Consider the following 16,932-nt stretch of genomic DNA (forward strand, 5'->3'; position numbering starts at 1 on the left):
ATGCGACCCGAGGCGCTGGCCCTGCTGGCGGCGGCCTGTTGGGCTGTTTCCAGTTTGTTTTCTGCGCCGCCTGCGCAACGCCTGGGCGCATTTGCGTTCAGCCGCTGGCGCATGCTGTTTGCTTCGCTGCTGTTGTGGGTGCTGGCGGCGTCCAGCGGTGGCTGGCGCACGCTGGATGCCTCGGCGCTGGGGTGGTTGGCACTGTCGGGCCTGATCGGTATCTTCATTGGCGACACCGCGCTGTTTGCCTGCATGAACCGGCTGGGACCGCGGCGCTCGGGCGTGTTGTTTGCCTGCCACGCGCTGTTTTCGGGCGTGCTGGCCTGGGTCTGGCTGGGGGAGGTGCTCTGGGGCTGGGCGCTGCTGGGCAGTGTGTTGCTGGTGGCCGGCGTGATGTTGGCCATTGTGTGGGGCAAACGCAGCGACGAGGCGCACCACTGGGAGCAAACGCGGGGCCGCCTGGTGGTGGGCGTGGGCCTGGGGCTGCTGGCGGCGCTGTGCCAGTCGGTAGCCACCCTCATGCTCAAGCCGCTCATGACCACCGGCATTGACGCGGTGGCGGCATCGGCCGTGCGCATGACGCTGGCGCTGGCGGCCCATGGCGTGCTGATGTTGCTGTGGCGCGGTGCCCGCGCGCAGGCTTCGGTGCGCTGGAGCGACGCGGGGCTGACCTTCTTGAGTGCAGCCGTGGCCATGGCGCTGGGCATGACCCTCATTTTGAAAGCCATGCACCTGGGGCAAGCCGGTCTGGTGGCCGTGCTGTCCTCGGTCACACCTGTTTTGATTTTGCCGTTGCTGTGGCTGGCCTACCGCCGCCGCCCAGCCATGGGCGCCTGGTGGGGCGCGGGGCTGGCGGTGCTGGGCACCGCGTTGATCTTGCGCTGAGAAAATAAACGGGCTTCAGCCCGCCAGTGCCGTTTTCACGGCCGCCGATACGGCGCCCATGTCGGCCTTGCCGGCCAACTGGGCCTTGACAGCACCCATCACCTTGCCCATGTCGCCGGGTCCTGCCGGGCGGCCCAGCTCGGTGCTCAGCGCCGCCACGATGGCTTTCACCTCGGTCAGCACCTCGTCGGCCGACAGGCGTGCAGGCAGGTAGGCCTGCAGCACCTTCATTTCGGCGGTCTCCTTGTCGGCCAGGTCCATGCGGTCGGCCTTGGTAAAGGCCTCAATGCTGTCTTTGCGTTGCTTGATCAGCTTGTCCACGATGGCGATCACCAGCGCATCGTCCAGTTCCACGCGCTCGTCCACTTCCTTTTGCTTCATGGCCGCCGTCAGCAGCCGGATGGTGCCCAGGCGCTCGCTGTCTTTGGCGCGCATGGCGGCTTTCATGTCTTCGGTGATACGTTCTTTGAGGCTCATGGCGGTGCTCCGGTGTGCAGTGAAAGAAGAAAAACGATGGAGAACAAAAAAGCCCGCACGAGCGTCCTCTGGCGGGCTTTTCGGGTGGCCGTCGGGTTGCCCCGGGCAGCACAGCCGTATCAGTACAGCTTTTTAGGCAACTGCATGGCGCGAATGCGCTTGTAGTTGCGCTTGACGGCCGCAGCCTTCTTGCGCTTGCGCTCGGCGGTGGGCTTCTCGTAAAACTCGCGGGCGCGCAGATCGGTCAGCAGGCCGAGTTTTTCGATGGTGCGTTTGAAGCGGCGCAGAGCGACGTCAAAGGGTTCGTTGTCTTTTACGCGGATAGTCGTCATTGAAGAAAAAATTCCAGAATGCGCAAAAAGAGGATGACCGGGAGATCGGGCCCAGCCGTCATTTCTGCAAAGTTCCCCGACTGTTAACTAGTATGGGCCGACGGGGGTTTGCCAGCAAAGCCGCAGATTATAACGCGATCCCGCAAGCGCTCAATACTGGCTTTTGAGGAGTGCAAGCCCGCAGGCGTGTGCGCTCGCCCAGGCCCACTGGAAGTTGTAGCCGCCCAGCCAGCCGGTGACGTCCATCACTTCACCAATGAAATACAGCCCGGGCTGCTTCGACTCCATGGTTTGGGAAGACAGGTCGCGCGTGTCGACCCCGCCGAGCGTGACTTCGGCTTTTTTGTAGCCTTCGGTGCCGGTGGGTGTGAGTTCCCAGCGCGAGAGGCGCTCTGCCAGCCGAGCCAGGGCTTTGTCGGTGGCATCGCACACCGGGCGCTGCCAGTCGGCGTCTTGCGCTACCCAGGCGTCGGCCAGGCGGCTGGGCACCAAGGTGGCCAATTCGTTGGCAATCAGTTTGCGTGAGGTGGCCTTGGCCCGCGCCAGAGCGGCTGGCAAGTCGGTATCGGGGGCCAGGTTCAGGCGAATCGGTGTGCCGTCGCGCCAGTAGCTGGAAATCTGCAACACCGCGGGGCCCGACAGGCCGCGGTGTGTGAGCAGCAGGTCTTCGGCGAAGGTCATGCGGTTCTTCTTGTCGCCGGTTTCGATGCGCACCGGCAGTGACAGCCCAGACAGCTGGGCATAGGGCGCCCAGGCTTCGGCGTCAAAGGTGAGGGGCACCAGGCCGGGGCGCGTGTCGACCAGACGCAGGCCAAACTGCTTCGCTATGCGATAGCCGAAATCGGTGGCGCCTATCTTGGGAATGGACAGACCGCCGGTGGAGATGACCACGGCCCGGCTGGTCACGGTGCCGCGCTCGGTGTCGATCTGGTAGCTGCCGTCGCCCGCTACGCGCAGCGCTTTCACGCCGCAGGGCTGCCAGCGCTGCACGCTGCCGGCTTCGCACTCGCGCAGCAGCATCTGGATCAGGTCGTCGGCCGAGCGGTCGCAAAACAGCTGGCCTTTGTGCTTTTCATGGAATGGCACCTGGTGGCGCTCCATGAGCGCCACAAAGTCTGCTGGTGTGTAGCGCGAGAGCGCAGAGCGGCAAAAGTTGGGGTTCTGGCCGATGAAGTGCTTGTGGGGCGCGTGGGGGTCGAGGTCGCGGTTGGTGAAGTTGGCCCGACCACCGCCCGAGATGCGGATTTTTTCGGCCACCTTGTCGCTGTGGTCGAGCACCAGCACCTTCAAACCCCGCTGGCCCGCCACACCCGCACAAAACAGCCCGGCTGCGCCGGCGCCCACGATCACAACGTCAAAATTTTCCATGGGCCGCAGTGTATGCGGGCCGCCTGCGGCAGCGGTTCAGCGTGATTTCAGGCCGCGCGGTAGCGCGCTTCGAGCGTGTGGGCATTGTTCAGTGGCTGGCCCATGGCGGCCACGCCGCTGACCACGTCACCCACCACAATCACGGCCGGGCTGCCCAGTTGCTCGCGTTCGATGGTGGTGCGCAGTGCGCCCAGCGTGGTGATGGCATGGCGCTGCTGCGGCAGGCTGGCGTGCTGGATGATGGCCAGCGGCGTGCTGGCGGGCAGGCCGGTGAGCAGGTCGGCCTGGATTTGCGTGGCGCTGGACACGCCCATGTAGATGACAAGCGTGAGCTTGGCGTCGCGCGCGGTGGCGGCGAGCTGCTGCCAGTCGGTGCCGGTGTCACCCGGCTTGGCGTGGCCGGTAATGAACACCACGCCGTGTGCGTGGTCGCGGTGCGTGAGCGGGGCGCCCAACGACGTGAGCCCGGCCAAGCCGGCGGTGATGCCGTTGAGCACCTGCACCTCGATGCCGGCAGCGCGCAGGTGCTCCACCTCTTCGCCACCACGGCCGAAGATGAAGGGATCACCGCCTTTCAGGCGGACCACCACCTCGCCTTCGCGCGCGGCCATGATCATGAGCTTTTCAATGAAGGCCTGCGGCGTGCTCTTGCAGCCGCCGCGCTTGCCCACGTGCACGATGCGGGCCTTGGGCGATGCGTGTTCCAGCACGGCGTCGCTGACCAGGTCGTCCACCATCAGCACGGTGGCCGATTGAATAGCGCGGGCGGCCTTGATGGTGAGCAGCTCCGGGTCGCCCGGGCCGGCGCCCACCAGGGTGACGGTACCGGGGTGGAACTGGGTGGTGGTCTGATGGACGGTGGCGGGCATGTTCATGGTGGGCTGACCGCTGGAACGGCGGTTGTCTCGTTGGTCTGTGTTGTGGGCTGTCGACGCACTTCACGCAAGATGTGTTCCACCTGCAGCGCAATGGGCGCAGGCACCGGGCGCTCACCATGGAGCACCGAGCGGATATAGGCGGCGGTGCTGGCGGCGTCCACTTCGCGTGGCAACTCGGGCAGGCTGGCCAGCGGGCCGTCTTGTGTGGCTTGCAGCAGGTGCCGCTGGCCGTCGCGGAAGGCTTCCATTTGCGGCGTACGGCGGGCGTCGGCCACCGGCTCGCCTTCGGTGCCGCGCAGCAGCAGCGCGTGTGCACCTGTCAGCGCAAAAGTCTCGGCCATCGACACCGCGTATTCGGGGTGGGTGTAGCTGCCCACGATCAGTGCCGCCCCTTCGCAGGGGTTCATGAGCTTGACCAGGCTGTGGGCCGGGTTGCGCAGGCCGACAGCTCGGCGCACGTCCAGCAGGCGCTTGAGACCGGGTAGCAGCACCTCGGTGGGCACGACCGCCAGAGCGCCCGCCGCGAGCGGCTGCACGTTGTGGGCCGCCGCGGTGCCGAGCGCGGCCAACACAGCTTCGCTGGTGGCGTGGCGGTCTTCGGTAGCCGTGCCGTGCACCAACACGGGTACGCCCTGGCGCGCCAGCAACAAGGCCAGCAGCGGCGTGAGCACCGGCAACTTGCGCGCACCGTTGTAGCTCGGCAGCACCACGGTGGTGAGGCCGTTGTCGGGCAGGCGGTGCAGCCGCTGGTGCGTAGCGTCCAGAAAGCCGGCCATCTCTTCGGCGGTCTCGCCTTTGATGCGCATGGCGAGGCAAAAGCCGCCCACTTCCAGGTCGGTCACCGAGCCGTCGAGCAACTGGCCAAACAGGTCGGCAGCCTGCTCGCGCGTGAGCGAACGCGCGCCGTCTTTGCCGCGCCCGATGACTTTGATGTACTGGCTGATTCCCATGAGGCGCGATTGTCGGGGAAGCCTGATGACTTCGGGTTATATGGCGATTGCGGCTGGGTGCGGTTGCACCACGGCGGGTTGCGCCTGCACCAGGCGCCGCAGCTCAGGCAGGCACGAGCCGCAGTTGGTGCCGCATTGCAGGCTGCCCTGCAGGCTGTTCAGGCGCTCTTCTTCGGTGCCTTGGCAGCGCTGCAGCTCGTCGTGAATGGCGTCTTCGTTGACGTTGAAACAGGTACACACCTGGCGGCTTTTGGCTGTGACGGCGATGGGCGCCTGGGCACCGGGCATCAGAATCAGGCGGCCATAGGCGCCAGCGGGGCGCTCGTCTTCCAGCAGCGGTTTGATCCACACCTCGGCCCGGGTGTCGCCAGCCAGCACAAAACCTTCCAGGCTGCTCGACTCACCCTGTTTCACCAGCCGGGCGGTGCGGCGCTGGCCGAGCCGGCGGTCGGCATAGCGCAGCGCGTCGGGCGTGTTCAGGCCCAGCAGGGCTTCAATGCGTTCAATGAGTGCCGCCTCCGGGGCTTCGTGGGCGGCGGCCCGAAACAGCACACCGGTGCGGTCGCGCCCAAACGGCACACACGATGCAAAGGGAAACTCCGCCATCAGCACGCGCAGGCTTTCGCGGGCGCTGAGCGCTTGTGCTTCCGGCAGCCAGGCCATGCCCAGCAGCGTCCAGGGCAGTTCGGCTTTGAGCACTTTCACCGCCGCGTGTTTGAGCTCGGGCTGTTTGGACGTGGGGCAGTAGGCCGAAGTGGTGAGTGCGTTGACCCCCGCCAAGGGCTCGCCGGTGCTGCTGACACCGCTGAGGTATTCCGCGCCCCAGTGCATGGCCATGAAGGCTTGCGACAAACCCAGCTCTTTGCTGGCCTGCACCGGCACCAGAATGGAGCCGCGCTTGCTGGTCAGGTGCACCAGGTCGCCCGCCGTGAGGCCGCGCCGGGCCATGTCTTGCGGGTGCAGTTGCACCACCGGCTCAGCCACATGGCCAAACAGGCGGCCCAGGGTGCCGGTGCGTGTCATGCCGTGCCACTGGTCGCGCAGGCGCCCGGTGGTGAGCGAAAACGGGTAGCGCGACTCGCGGGGTTCGGCCAGCGGCTGCCAGGCCAGGGCGGCGAAGCGGGCTTTGCCGTCGGTGGTGGGAAACACGCCATCTTCGTAGAGCCGGGTTTTTCCCGCCGCTTCGCCTTCGCGCAGCGGCCATTGCTGTGGGCCTTGCTGCTCCAGCATGGCGTAGCTCAGGCCGGTGATGTCGAGGTCGCGGCCGCGGGTGGACTCGCGGTGTTCGTTCCAGATGTGTTCTGGGGTTTGGTAGGGGAAGAGGGTGTTGGCTGGTGTTTCGGTCTCCTGCTGTAGCGCAAATGGGGTCGGAGCCGAATTTCGACCAGCATTGTTCTTGGTGTCGGGGGTTGTTGTCCTGAATTCGGATCCGACCCCATTTGCTCCCCTGACGCCGATGGCTTTCTCCAGCCGCTGCGCGAAGTCCACCACGATCTGCCAGTCGTGCCGAGCTTCGCCGGGTGCCTCCATGGCGGCGCGCACGCGGCTGATGCGGCGTTCGCTGTTGGTCACCGTGCCGTCTTTTTCGCCCCAGGTGGTGGCGGGCAGCAGCAGGTCGGCCCAGTCGCAGGTGGACGCGGTGGCATAGGCCTCTTGCACCACCACAAACTCGGCGCGCTCCAGCGCGCGGCGCACGGTGGCCTGGTCGGGCATGCTTTGCGCCGGGTTGGTGCAGGCGATCCAGAGCGCCTTGATCTCGCCGTCGGCGGCGGCCTGGAACATCTCGACCGCGGTCTTGCCCGGCTTGCTCGGTACATCTGGCACGCCCCACAGCGCCGCCACCTCGGCGCGGTGCGCGGGATTGTTCATGTCGCGGTGGGCGCTCAGCAAGTTGGCCAGGCCGCCGACCTCGCGCCCACCCATGGCGTTGGGCTGGCCGGTCAGGCTGAAGGGGCCGGCGCCGGGCTTGCCGATCTGCCCGGTCGCCAGGTGCAGGTTGATCAGGGTGGCGTTTTTCGCGGTGCCGCTGCTGCTCTGGTTCAGGCCCTGGCAGTAGAGGCTGAGCGTGGCCGGTGAGGTGGCAAACCACTGCGCGGCGGTGTACAGGTCTTCCTTTTTCAAGCCGCAGACATCGGCCACGCGCTCGGGTGTGCAGTCGCGCACCAGCGCCTTCAGCGCGTCAAACCCGGTGGTGTGGGCCGCAATAAAGTCGGGCTTGACCCAGCCTTCCCACAGCATGGTGTGCAGCAGTCCGTGGAACAGCATCACATCGCTGCCGGGCTGCAAAGGCAAAAACAGGTCGGCCAAGCCAGCGGTGTCGGTGCGGCGCGGGTCGGCCACGATCACCTTCATGGCAGGGTTCTTTTTCTTGGCCTCTTCGATGCGGCGAAACAGCACCGGGTGGGCAAAGGCCGCATTGCTGCCCACGATGAACAGGCACTGCGCGTGGTTCACATCGTCATAGCAGGCCGGCGGTGCGTCGGCACCCAGTGTGAGCTTGTAACCCGCCACCGCGCTGCTCATGCACAGGCGCGAGTTGGTGTCCACGTTGTTGGTGCCGATCAGTCCTTTGGCCAGCTTGTTGAAGACGTAGTAGTCCTCGGTCAACAGCTGGCCACTGATGTAGAAACCCACCGCATCGGGGCCGTGCTGGGCGATGGTCTTTGCGAAGCGTTCGGTGGCCAAATCCAGCGCTGCGTCCCAGCCCAGTGGTGTGGGTGTTGTGCCGCGCGCCAGACGCTGCAGCGGCTGCAACAGCCGGGTTTGGCGCGTCACGGAAGGCGTGGCCGTGAGGTGCAGCGTGGTGCCCTTGGTGCAGAGCTTGCCAAAATTGGCCGGGTGCAGCGGGTCGCCGCGCACGCCCGTGATCTGGCCCGCCTTGGACGAGATGATCACGCCGCAGCCAACGCCGCAGTACGGACAGGTCGAGCGTGTATCGGTCATGGTTCAGGCAGCAATAGAGCGGCGTGCAGGGCCAGCGATGGGGCGCGTCAGGTCGGTCGCCTGCGTGGCGAGTTCACTGGCGTCCAGAAACACCTCGCCGTTCTCCACCTTCACACGGAACTTGGGTGTGCAGCCCTCATCGGGCGCGGCAGCCTGACCGGTGCACAGCCCGATGGTCCAGTTGTGCAGCGGGCAGGCCACGCTGGTGCCAAACACAATGCCTTGCGACAGCGGGCCGCCCTTGTGCGGGCAGCGGTCGAGCAGGGCAAACACCTCCTCCTGGTCGTTTCGGAAGACGGCTACGTCCAGGCCTTGTGAGCGCGTGACCCGGCGTGAACCGAGCACGGGAATGTCTTCAACGCGGCAGATGGATGTCCAGTTGTTGTGGCTCATGCAGCGCTCCCTTCGGTGCTGGGGGTGATGGCTTGGATGGGGATGAACTGGCGCGTGTCCACGGCCGCTTCCTTGAAGTCAAACCACGGGTCGGGCTCGCCGTCCAGCGCAAACTGCAGGCGTTCCCACAGCGCCTTGCGGCCTTCGGCGTCGTCCAGAATGCGCCGCTTCACATAGTCCAGACCCACGCGGTTGATGTAGTGCACCGTGCGCTCCAGGTACCAACCCTCGGTGCGGTACAGCTCCATGAAGGCGCCGGTGTACTCCATCACCTCTTCGGCGGTCTTGAGTTTGACGAAAAAATGCGCCACCTCGGTCTTGATGCCGCCGTTGCCGCCCACGTACATCTCCCAGCCGCTGTCCACGCCGATGATGCCCACGTCCTTGATGCCCGACTCGGCGCAGTTGCGCGGGCAGCCGCTCACCGCAAACTTCACTTTGTGTGGCGCGTACATGCGCCACATGGCTTTTTCCAGGTCTTTGCCCATCTGGGTGCTGTCTTGGGTGCCCATGCGGCACCACTCGCTGCCCACGCAGGTCTTCACGGTGCGCAGTGCCTTGGCGTAGGCGTGGCCGCTGGGCATGCCAATGTCTTTCCACACCGCCTGCAGGTCTTCTTTTTTCACGCCCAGCAAATCGATACGCTGGCCACCGGTCACCTTCACGGTCGGGATGTTGTACTTGTCTACCGCGTCGGCAATGCGGCGCAGTTCGTCGGCCGTGGTCTCGCCGCCCCACATGCGCGGGATCACGCTGTAGGTGCCGTCTTTCTGGATGTTGGCGTGCGAGCGCTCGTTGATGTAGCGGCTCTGCGGGTCGTCTTTCGCTTCCTTGGGCCAGGTGCTGATCAGGTAGTAGTTGACGGCCGGGCGGCAGGTCGCGCAGCCGTTGGGCGTCTTCCAGCCCAGGTGCGCAAACACCGCGTCCGTGGTCAACAGCTTGCTGCCATCGGCCTGGGGCGTGCGAATGGCTTCGCGCACCGCTTCGTGGCCGTGTTCGGTGCAGCCGCACATGGCCTTGAGCTTGGGTGTGGCCGAGTAGTCACCGCCGGCGGTGAACATCAGAATCTGCTCGACCAGGCCGGTGCACGAACCGCACGACGCGCTGGCCTTGGTGTTCTTGCGCACCTCTTCTAGCGTGAACAAGCCCTTGTCTTTGATGGCCTTGCAGACCGCACCCTTGGTCACGCCGTTGCAGCCACAGACCTCGTCGCTGTCTTGCATGGCCGCAGCCTTGTTGTGGCCCTGGTGGCCGGCGTCGCCAATGTTGCTTTCGCCAAACATCAGCTTGTCGCGGATGTCGTTCACTGTGCGGCCCTCGCGCAGCAGCTTGAAGTACCAGCTGCCGTCCACTGTGTCGCCGTACAGGCAGGCGCCCACCAGTTTGTCGTCTTGAATCACCAGCTTTTTGTAGACCCCGCTGGCGGGGTCGCTCATCACGATCTCTTCCGTGTTGTCCCCGCCCATGAAGTTGCCGGCAGAAAACAGGTCGATGCCGGTGACCTTCAACTTGGTCGACGTGAGCGAGCCGGTGTAGCGGCCAATGCCGAACTCGGCCAGGTGCGTGGCCAGCACCTTGCCCTGCTCAAACAGCGGTGCCACCAAACCGTACGCAATGCCGCGGTGCGCCGCGCATTCGCCCACCGCGTAAATGCGCGGGTCGGTCACGGTTTGCAACGTGTCGCTGACCACAATGCCCTTGTTCACATGCAGCCGCATGGTTTCGGCCAGCGCCGTGTTGGGGCGAATACCCACCGCCATCACCACCAGGTCGGCGGCCACTTCGGTGCCGTCTTTGAATTTCACGGACTTGACGCGACCATCCTCACCGCCCACCAGCTCCTGCGTCTGCGCGCCGATGAGGAACTTCATGCCGCGCTCTTCCAGCGAGGCCTGCAGCATCTTGCCCGCCACGTCGTCCAGCTGTCGTTCCATCAGCCAGGGCGACACATGCACCACGCTCACGCTCATGCCGCGCTTCATCAGGCCGTTGGCGGCTTCCAGGCCCAGCAGGCCACCGCCGATCACGACCGCGTGTTTGTAGGTGGCAGCCGCGTCGATCATGGCCTGCGTGTCGGCGATGTCGCGGTAGGCCAGCACGCCGGCCAAGTCCTTGCCAGGGATGGGCAGCATGAACGGGTTGGAGCCGGTGGCCATGATCAGGCGGTCGTATTCGGCGGTCACGGTCTGGCCCTCGCCGTTCACGCCGGTGACCAGGCGCTTCACGCGGTTCACCTCGGTCACCGTGAAGCCCGCCTGCAGCGTGATGCCGTGGTCGGTGTACCAACTCCAATCGTTCAGCACGATCTCGTCCAGCGTCTGCTCACCGGCCAGCACCGGGCTGAGCAGGATGCGGTTGTAGTTGGGGTGTGGCTCGGCACCAAACACGGTAATGTCGTACAGGTCGGGCGCGATTTTCAGCAGCTCCTCAATCGTGCGCACACCGGCCATGCCGTTGCCGACCATCACCAGCTTCATTTTCGCTTTGGGGTTGACTCGCATGTCCATGTCAGGCCACCTTTTCCACATGGGCTTGGCGCGTGTACAAGAAGTCGATCACGGCCTTGCGGCATTGCTGGTACTGCGGGTCGTCGGCCAGGGCGACGCGGTTGCGCGGGCGCGGCAGGTCCACGCTCAGCACCTCGCCAATGGTGGCTGCCGGGCCGTTGGTCATCATCACAATCTTGTCGCTCAGCAGCACCGACTCGTCCACGTCGTGCGTCACCATCACCACCGTGCTGCGGGTGCGCGCCACGATCTCCAGCAGCTCGTCTTGCAGCTTGGCGCGGGTGAGCGCGTCGAGCGCGCCAAAGGGTTCGTCCATCAGCAGCACCTTGGGTTCCATGGAAAGGGCGCGGGCAATGCCCACGCGCTGCTTCATGCCGCCGGAAATTTCGCCGGGGCGTTTCTGTGCGGCGGGCGTCAGCCCCACCAGGGCAAGTGCCGCGTCGGTGCGGGCTTTCAGCTGAGCCTTGCTTTCGGTGGCGGCGAATACGCGTTCAACCGCCAGGTACACGTTTTCAAAACACGTGAGCCAGGGCAGCAACGAGTGGTTTTGAAACACCACCGCACGCTCGGGACCCGGGCCGGCAATTTCGCGATCGGCGCACAACAGCACGCCGCTGGTGGGCATGGTGAGCCCGGCGATCAGGTTGAGCAGGGTCGACTTGCCGCAACCCGAGTGACCGATGAGTGTGATGAACTCGCCCTTGGCCACGGTGAGGTTGATGTCACGCAGGGCGGGGAAGTTGCCCTTCTTGGTTTTGAAGGTCTGTTCGACGTTCTGGATGTCGATGTACTTGGAGGTCTGGCTGGTGTTCATGGTGTGCTCCTGGGTCGGGGGCCACCGCAGAACCGGCTTTGCCGGGCGGCTGGTGGCGCCCCCTTGAGGGGGTGACGCGCCGTTGGCGCGGCGCAGGGGTGTTTCAGCTTTTCACTTCCTCAAACGTGAACAGGGTGGCCACTTTGATGAGCGCGAATTCGAGCAGCAGGCCGACGATGCCGATGACGAAAATCGCGATGATGATGCTGGACACGTTGAGGTTGTTCCACTCGTCCCAGACCCAGAAGCCGATGCCCACGCCGCCGGTCAGCATCTCGGCCGCGACGATCACCAGCCAGGCGGTGCCCACGGCCAGGCGCACGCCGGTCAGCAGGTAGGGCAGCACGGCGGGGAACAGGATCTTGGTGAAGATTTTCCATTCGCTCAGGTTGAGCACGCGGGCCACGTTCATGTAGTCCTGCGGCACGCGCTGCACGCCCACGGCGGTGTTGATGATCATGGGCCAGATCGAGCAGATGAAGATGGTCCACACGGCTGCCGGGTCGGCGCCCTTGAACACCAGCAGGCCGATGGGCAGCCAGGCCAGGGGTGACACCGGGCGCAGCAAGCTGATGAGCGGGTTGAACATGCGGCTGAGGAACTCGAAGCGGCCGATGGCGAAGCCGGCTGGAATGCCCACCAACGCTGCCAGACCAAAGCCGATACCCACCCGTTGCAAAGAAGCCAGCACGTTCCAGCCCACACCCTGGTCGTTGGGGCCATTGCTGTAAAACGGATCGGAGAACACCTGCACCGCCTGCGCCCAGGTTTCGGCGGGCTTGGGAATGCCGCTGCCGGTGGTGGTGGCGATGAGCTGCCACACGAGCACCAGCAAGGCCAGCCCCATCACGGGCGGCAACACCGCCAGCCAGAAATCACGAAAGTCGCGAGCCGGCCTTTTCGGTGAAGGAGCGGCAGCGGGCGCAACGGGTGCGGTCATGGCTTTGGCAATGGGCGAAGACGTGGGGCTGGCGGCGGGCGATACCGAGGCCTCCAGCGGTGAGTGAAAAACAGCGGAAACCATGGTCATGGGTCCTTTCAGTGCAGAGCGACGAGGGCGGTGTCTTCAATCCCAGAACGCCGCGGGACCGGCTTTGCCGGGCCGCCAGCGTTGCCCCCCAGTGGGGGGTGACGCGCGAAGCGCGGCGCGGGGGGCGTCAAGCTTTAATAGCGAAGCCATCGGCGTAGCGAGCGGGGTCCTTGCCGTCCCAGACGATGCCGTCCATCAGCTTGCTGCTGCGCATCGGGTCTTTCGGCACACTGATGCCCATGGCGCTGGCCACCGATTTGTAGAGATCGATCTGGTTGATCTGTTTGGCAATACCGAGGTAGTCGGGGTGGCTCTTGATCAGGCCCCAGCGCTTGTGTTGCGTGAGGAACCACATGCCGTCGGACAGGTAGGGGAAGTTGACCTTGCCGTCGTTGAAGAACTTCATGTGGTTCGGGTCGTCCCAGGTCTTGCCCATGCCGTTCTGGTAGCGGCCCAGGATGCGCTGGTTGATCGCGTCCACACCGGTGTTGATGTAGGACTTCTGCGCCACGGTCTCGGCCATCTTCATCTTGTTCTGCAGACCGGCGTCGATCCAGCGGCTGGCTTCGAGCACGGCCATCATCACGGCGCGCGTGGTGTTGGGGTACTTCTTGGTGAACTCGGCCGTGGTGCCCAGCACCTTTTCGGGATGGTCGCGCCAGATGTCCTGCGTGGTGTTGGCGGTCACGCCCACGCCGTCCATGATGGCGCGGTGGTTCCAGGGTTCGCCGACGCAGAAGCCGTCCATGTTGCCGATGCGCATGTTGGCCACCATCTGCGGCGGCGGCACCGTGATCAGGCGCGCGCCCGACAGCGGGTTGATGCCTGCCGCGGCCAGCCAGTAGTGCATCCACATGGCGTGGGTGCCGGTGGGGAAGGTGCCGGCGAAGGTGTAGTCGCGCTTGTTGGCGGCCATGAACTTGGCCAGCGACGGGCCATCCACCGCGCCCTTGTCGGCCAGCGCTTTGGACAGCGTAATGGCCTGACCGTTGTTGTTCAGGCTCATGAGCACGGCCATGTCTTTCTTGGGGCCGGCCGTGCCCATGTGCACGCCGTAGATCAGGCCGTAGAGCACGTGGGCAAAGTCGAGTTCGCCGTTCACGAGCTTGTCGCGCACACCGGCCCAGCTGGCTTCCTTGCTGGGGACGATCTTCACGCCGTACTTTTTGTCGAAGCCCAGCACCGAGGCCATCACCACGCTGGCGCAGTCGGTCAACGGGATGAAGCCGATCTTGACCTCGGTTTTCTCTGGCGCATCGGAGCCGGCGGCCCAGACGCCGCTGTGGCCCAGGGTGGAGAAGAAGGTGGCGGTGGCAGCCCCCTTTTTGATGAAGTCGCGGCGCGAAGCGGCGTCGGTCTTGCCGGTTGCGCTGTCTGAGGTCGGGGTGGTGGTGTGTGCGCTCATGTCCAACTCCTTGCTGATGAAAAAAACGGTGGCCAAAACAAAACGGCGCCCATCACGTGACCCGCAGTGAGCGAGTGGGTGATGGACGCCGTTGTCCAGTGTCTGGGGAGACTTCAGGGGTTTGTGCCGCCATTGGCACAGACGCCTTTGTATTGCTTCAAAGCAGGGACCATGCCAGGCTACGGGTTTCCACCGGGATCATGTTGTTCAGTCTTGATTTCATTGAAAAAAATGCAGCAGGCAGCGCACATCTCAAGCCGTTTCGCCGTGCTCCATCCGGGTTTTTTCGCCAACAGATGAGCCTCTTTTTGGTGCGTGGTGCACGGCAGGCACGTTCTTTGTGCACTGCAGCATCCATCGGGGCTTGCGCCGTGTCAGCGGCGGCGGTCCGGCAACACGTCGGCCATGGCCAGCACGGCTTCGGCCACTTCAATCAGGCGGCGGTTCTGGTTCATGGCCATCTGCCGCATGGTTTTGTGGGCCTCTTCCTCGCTCAGCTGGCGGTGCGCCATCAGCAGGCCCTTGGCGCGTTCCACCAGCTTGCGTTCGTTCAGGCTGGCGCGCACGGTGTCGAGTTCGTCGCCCATGCTTTGCAGGCGCCGGGCTTGTTCCTGCACCAGCTCCAGAATCGAGCGTTCCAGGTGCAGCCCATAGCCTTGGGGCGGCGTGAGGCCGGGGGGCACCGCGTTGCTGGCCAGGGCCATGGCGCCGCCGGGCGGTGGCGCGTCTTTGAAGAACGTGAGCGAATCGGCCTCGCAAGTGGCGGTGGCGCTCAGGGCGGTGAAGGTCTGCAGGTCTTGGTGGGCCGCAGCGATCTTGTTTTCGCACACGCGCAGCAGCTCCTGCGCCAACTGGTCTTCAACGTCCTTCATGCGGTCCATGCGCTGGCTGCAGCACGCGAACCACACCGGGCTCTGGTTCGCATCCAGGGCTGAGCCCTGGGTGGCCGTGCACAGCACGCGGCGCATGCGTTCCAGCTCGGCCAGCGTGGCGCTGGGCTGGTTCTGGCTCCAGAGAGCGGCCAGCGTGGCGCTGGAAAATTCGGCGAACACCTGCAAACAGCGCTCTTGCGAGTCGATCAGGTGCAGCAGGCGCTGCTGCTCGCTGGCGTCAGCCCGGCCGCTGGCGTACAGGGCCGAACCAGCGGCGCGCTCTTGTCCGGCAAATTCCTTGCCTTGCATGAAGTTGAAGCGGGCCACCAGCAGGCGCGAAATTTCGGGGTCGGTCGCGCTGTCGACGGCTTCAAACACCACCGCCAGCAGCCCGGCAATCAGCCGCACATACGCTTCGGTGACTTTGCGCGCCGACCATACCTGGCCTTCAATCTGTGCTCGCAGGTCCGGCAGGGCGTCCAGCCCGTGCAGCACATAGGCGATGCGGCTGAACAGCCTGGCACCGTTCCCGACCATGACCGATTCGGTGTCAAGGCTGTCAAAGCACGCGCGCAGTTCGCCTTCAATGCGCAGGCATTCGCTGGTTTGCGCCTCGCGCTCGGGTGCAAAACGGGCGCCGTTTGAGCTCAGGTAAAGGTTGGACAGCCCGCGCTCGCGCTGCAGGCCGTGCACCAAGCGCCCCGTCACGTTCACCAGCGCGCTCGCGAGTGCCAGCGCCTGCAGCTCGGCGATTTCGCAGCGTTTGGCTGCAACCAGAAAATTCAAACCAGATTTCATTCAGTGAATGGGTTGTTTCCCAATCGGTGAGCAACAAACATGCCGCCCAAGGTTCGACCGCATGCGTGTGCGGCCCGCGACCCCCGATCTGGCGGGATGAAGGGCGGTACCCAAATGCCGCAGGGCGCCTGAAGGTGCTCCCCCGTACACTCCCCCACATGCTGATTTTGGGAATCGAATCGTCTTGTGACGAAACCGGCGTGGCCCTGGTGGACGCCAGCGGCACCGGCACGCCCCGGCTGCTGGGCCACGCTTTGCACAGCCAGATTGACATGCACCAGGCCTATGGTGGCGTGGTGCCCGAGCTGGCCAGCCGCGACCACATACGGCGCGTGCTGCCGCTCACCGACGCCGTGCTGGCGCAGGCCGGTCTGCCGCTGGCGGCCGTGGACGCGGTTGGGTACACCCGCGGGCCAGGACTGGCCGGCGCCTTGCTGGTGGGTTCGGGGGTGGCCTGTGCGCTGGGCTTTGCGCTGGGCAAGCCGGTGCTGGGCGTGCACCACCTGGAAGGGCATTTGCTGTCGCCGTTTCTCAGCGCCGACCCGCCCGAGTTTCCGTTTGTGGCGCTGCTGGTGTCCGGCGGGCACACCCAGCTGATGCGGGTGGACGGTGTGGGGCGCTACGAACTGCTGGGCGAAACCATTGACGACGCAGCGGGCGAGGCGTTTGACAAGTCGGCCAAGCTGCTCGGTCTGGGCTACCCCGGTGGGCCCGCGCTGTCCAAGCTGGCCGAGCAGGGCGATTCGCTGGCCTACAAGCTGCCGCGCCCACTGTTGCACAGCGGTGACCTCGACTTCTCGTTTGCTGGCCTGAAAACGGCGGTGCTGACCCAGGTGAAGCGACTGGCCCACGCCAGCATGGACGGCCCGGCGACCACGCACCTGGCCGACCCGCTGAGCATGCAGCAGAAGGCCGACGTGGCCGCCTGCGTCCAGGCAGCCATCGTGGAGGTGCTGGTCAAAAAATCGCTGGCGGCGGTCAAGCTCACGGGCCTGCGCCGGCTGGTGGTGGCCGGTGGTGTGGGGGCCAACGCGCTGTTGCGCGAGCAGCTCAACGCCGCCTGCACGCGCGCTGGCATTCGTGTGCACTACCCTGAGCTGCACCTGTGCACCGACAACGGCGCCATGATCGCCCTGGCCGCCGGGCTGCGCGCCCAGGCGGGTCTGGCGTTCACCGGTGAAGAACCCTTTGCCACCAGCGGCTACCGCTTTGACGTGCGCCCCCGCTGGCCACTGGCCGAGCTGGCACAGCCCGGTCTTTGAGCAGGCTCCTTGGGGTCG

At 65.2% G+C, this 16,932-nt stretch carries 14 protein-coding genes; 2 read left to right on the top strand and 12 right to left on the bottom strand.

Annotated features, from left to right (window positions below; genetic code table 11):
- The gene (locus ACTG4K_RS12300) at positions 1–885 is read left to right on the top strand and encodes a DMT family transporter (RefSeq protein ID WP_439114502.1); all 885 of its coding nucleotides are present in this window, start codon (positions 1–3) and stop codon (positions 883–885) included.
- 15 nt (positions 886–900) lie between these two features.
- Here the strand turns inward: ACTG4K_RS12300 and ACTG4K_RS12305 are convergent, their stop codons facing one another.
- From ACTG4K_RS12305 to ACTG4K_RS12360, 12 genes are all read right to left on the bottom strand, one after another.
- Entirely contained in the window at positions 901–1,362 is a 462-nt protein-coding gene (locus ACTG4K_RS12305) for a GatB/YqeY domain-containing protein (protein WP_439114503.1), read from the bottom strand.
- A gap of 119 nt (positions 1,363–1,481) precedes the next feature.
- Positions 1,482–1,694, bottom strand: coding sequence for a 30S ribosomal protein S21 (gene rpsU, locus ACTG4K_RS12310; protein ID WP_011484193.1), 213 nt, complete (start codon positions 1,692–1,694; stop codon positions 1,482–1,484).
- A 150-nt stretch (positions 1,695–1,844) separates the two neighbouring features.
- A complete protein-coding gene (locus tag ACTG4K_RS12315) occupies positions 1,845–3,062 on the bottom strand; it encodes an NAD(P)/FAD-dependent oxidoreductase (protein WP_439114504.1) in 1,218 nt (405 codons plus the stop codon).
- A gap of 47 nt (positions 3,063–3,109) precedes the next feature.
- Positions 3,110–3,931: a uroporphyrinogen-III C-methyltransferase gene (gene cobA / locus ACTG4K_RS12320; protein ID WP_439114643.1), complete on the bottom strand. Its 822-nt coding sequence runs from the start codon at positions 3,929–3,931 to the stop codon at positions 3,110–3,112.
- A gap of 2 nt (positions 3,932–3,933) precedes the next feature.
- Positions 3,934–4,890 carry a DNA-binding protein YbiB gene (ybiB, locus tag ACTG4K_RS12325; RefSeq protein ID WP_439114505.1) on the bottom strand — a complete coding sequence of 319 codons (957 nt, stop codon included), beginning with the start codon at positions 4,888–4,890 and terminating at the stop codon, positions 3,934–3,936.
- A 36-nt stretch (positions 4,891–4,926) separates the two neighbouring features.
- Positions 4,927–7,833 (bottom strand): nitrate reductase, encoded by a 2,907-nt coding sequence (locus tag ACTG4K_RS12330; protein WP_439114506.1) that lies wholly within the window; start codon positions 7,831–7,833, stop codon positions 4,927–4,929.
- A 3-nt stretch (positions 7,834–7,836) separates the two neighbouring features.
- Positions 7,837–8,226, bottom strand: a complete 390-nt coding sequence (gene nirD, locus ACTG4K_RS12335; RefSeq protein WP_439114507.1) for a nitrite reductase small subunit NirD — start codon at positions 8,224–8,226, stop codon at positions 7,837–7,839.
- Positions 8,223–10,733, bottom strand: coding sequence for a nitrite reductase large subunit NirB (gene nirB / locus ACTG4K_RS12340; RefSeq protein ID WP_439114508.1), 2,511 nt, complete (start codon positions 10,731–10,733; stop codon positions 8,223–8,225). Before nirB ends, nirD begins: the two co-directional genes overlap by 4 nt.
- Position 10,734: 1 nt before the next feature.
- The gene (locus ACTG4K_RS12345; protein WP_439114509.1) at positions 10,735–11,547 is read right to left on the bottom strand and encodes an ABC transporter ATP-binding protein; all 813 of its coding nucleotides are present in this window, start codon (positions 11,545–11,547) and stop codon (positions 10,735–10,737) included.
- A gap of 103 nt (positions 11,548–11,650) precedes the next feature.
- Positions 11,651–12,571 (bottom strand): nitrate ABC transporter permease, encoded by a 921-nt coding sequence (ntrB, locus tag ACTG4K_RS12350; protein ID WP_439114510.1) that lies wholly within the window; start codon positions 12,569–12,571, stop codon positions 11,651–11,653.
- A gap of 133 nt (positions 12,572–12,704) precedes the next feature.
- The gene (locus ACTG4K_RS12355; protein ID WP_439114511.1) at positions 12,705–13,982 is read right to left on the bottom strand and encodes a CmpA/NrtA family ABC transporter substrate-binding protein; all 1,278 of its coding nucleotides are present in this window, start codon (positions 13,980–13,982) and stop codon (positions 12,705–12,707) included.
- 374 nt (positions 13,983–14,356) lie between these two features.
- A complete protein-coding gene (locus ACTG4K_RS12360) occupies positions 14,357–15,652 on the bottom strand; it encodes a nitrate- and nitrite sensing domain-containing protein (RefSeq protein ID WP_439114512.1) in 1,296 nt (431 codons plus the stop codon).
- Positions 15,653–15,810: 158 nt separating this feature from the next.
- Between ACTG4K_RS12360 and tsaD the strand changes: the two genes are divergently transcribed.
- Entirely contained in the window at positions 15,811–16,914 is a 1,104-nt protein-coding gene (gene tsaD, locus ACTG4K_RS12365) for a tRNA (adenosine(37)-N6)-threonylcarbamoyltransferase complex transferase subunit TsaD (RefSeq protein WP_439114513.1), read from the top strand.
- Positions 16,915–16,932 lie beyond the last annotated feature (18 nt).

Source organism: Hydrogenophaga sp. (assembly GCF_965657535.1).
Lineage (GTDB): Bacteria > Pseudomonadota > Gammaproteobacteria > Burkholderiales > Burkholderiaceae_C > Hydrogenophaga.

What these genes read in the sequence shown, in the direction of transcription:
- ybiB (WP_439114505.1), bottom strand. Translation starts at nt 4,890, where the DNA reads ATGGGAATCAGCCAGTACATCAAAGTCATCGGGCGCGGCAAAGACGGC.
- nirB (WP_439114508.1), bottom strand. Translation starts at nt 10,733, where the DNA reads ATGGACATGCGAGTCAACCCCAAAGCGAAAATGAAGCTGGTGATGGTC.
- ACTG4K_RS12330 (WP_439114506.1), bottom strand. Translation starts at nt 7,833, where the DNA reads ATGACCGATACACGCTCGACCTGTCCGTACTGCGGCGTTGGCTGCGGC.
- ACTG4K_RS12300 (WP_439114502.1), top strand. Translation starts at nt 1, where the DNA reads ATGCGACCCGAGGCGCTGGCCCTGCTGGCGGCGGCCTGTTGGGCTGTT.
- cobA (WP_439114643.1), bottom strand. Translation starts at nt 3,931, where the DNA reads ATGCCCGCCACCGTCCATCAGACCACCACCCAGTTCCACCCCGGTACC.
- ACTG4K_RS12355 (WP_439114511.1), bottom strand. Translation starts at nt 13,982, where the DNA reads ATGAGCGCACACACCACCACCCCGACCTCAGACAGCGCAACCGGCAAG.
- ACTG4K_RS12315 (WP_439114504.1), bottom strand. Translation starts at nt 3,062, where the DNA reads ATGGAAAATTTTGACGTTGTGATCGTGGGCGCCGGCGCAGCCGGGCTG.
- ntrB (WP_439114510.1), bottom strand. Translation starts at nt 12,571, where the DNA reads ATGGTTTCCGCTGTTTTTCACTCACCGCTGGAGGCCTCGGTATCGCCC.
- ACTG4K_RS12360 (WP_439114512.1), bottom strand. Translation starts at nt 15,652, where the DNA reads ATGAAATCTGGTTTGAATTTTCTGGTTGCAGCCAAACGCTGCGAAATC.
- nirD (WP_439114507.1), bottom strand. Translation starts at nt 8,226, where the DNA reads ATGAGCCACAACAACTGGACATCCATCTGCCGCGTTGAAGACATTCCC.
- rpsU (WP_011484193.1), bottom strand. Translation starts at nt 1,694, where the DNA reads ATGACGACTATCCGCGTAAAAGACAACGAACCCTTTGACGTCGCTCTG.
- tsaD (WP_439114513.1), top strand. Translation starts at nt 15,811, where the DNA reads ATGCTGATTTTGGGAATCGAATCGTCTTGTGACGAAACCGGCGTGGCC.
- ACTG4K_RS12345 (WP_439114509.1), bottom strand. Translation starts at nt 11,547, where the DNA reads ATGAACACCAGCCAGACCTCCAAGTACATCGACATCCAGAACGTCGAA.
- ACTG4K_RS12305 (WP_439114503.1), bottom strand. Translation starts at nt 1,362, where the DNA reads ATGAGCCTCAAAGAACGTATCACCGAAGACATGAAAGCCGCCATGCGC.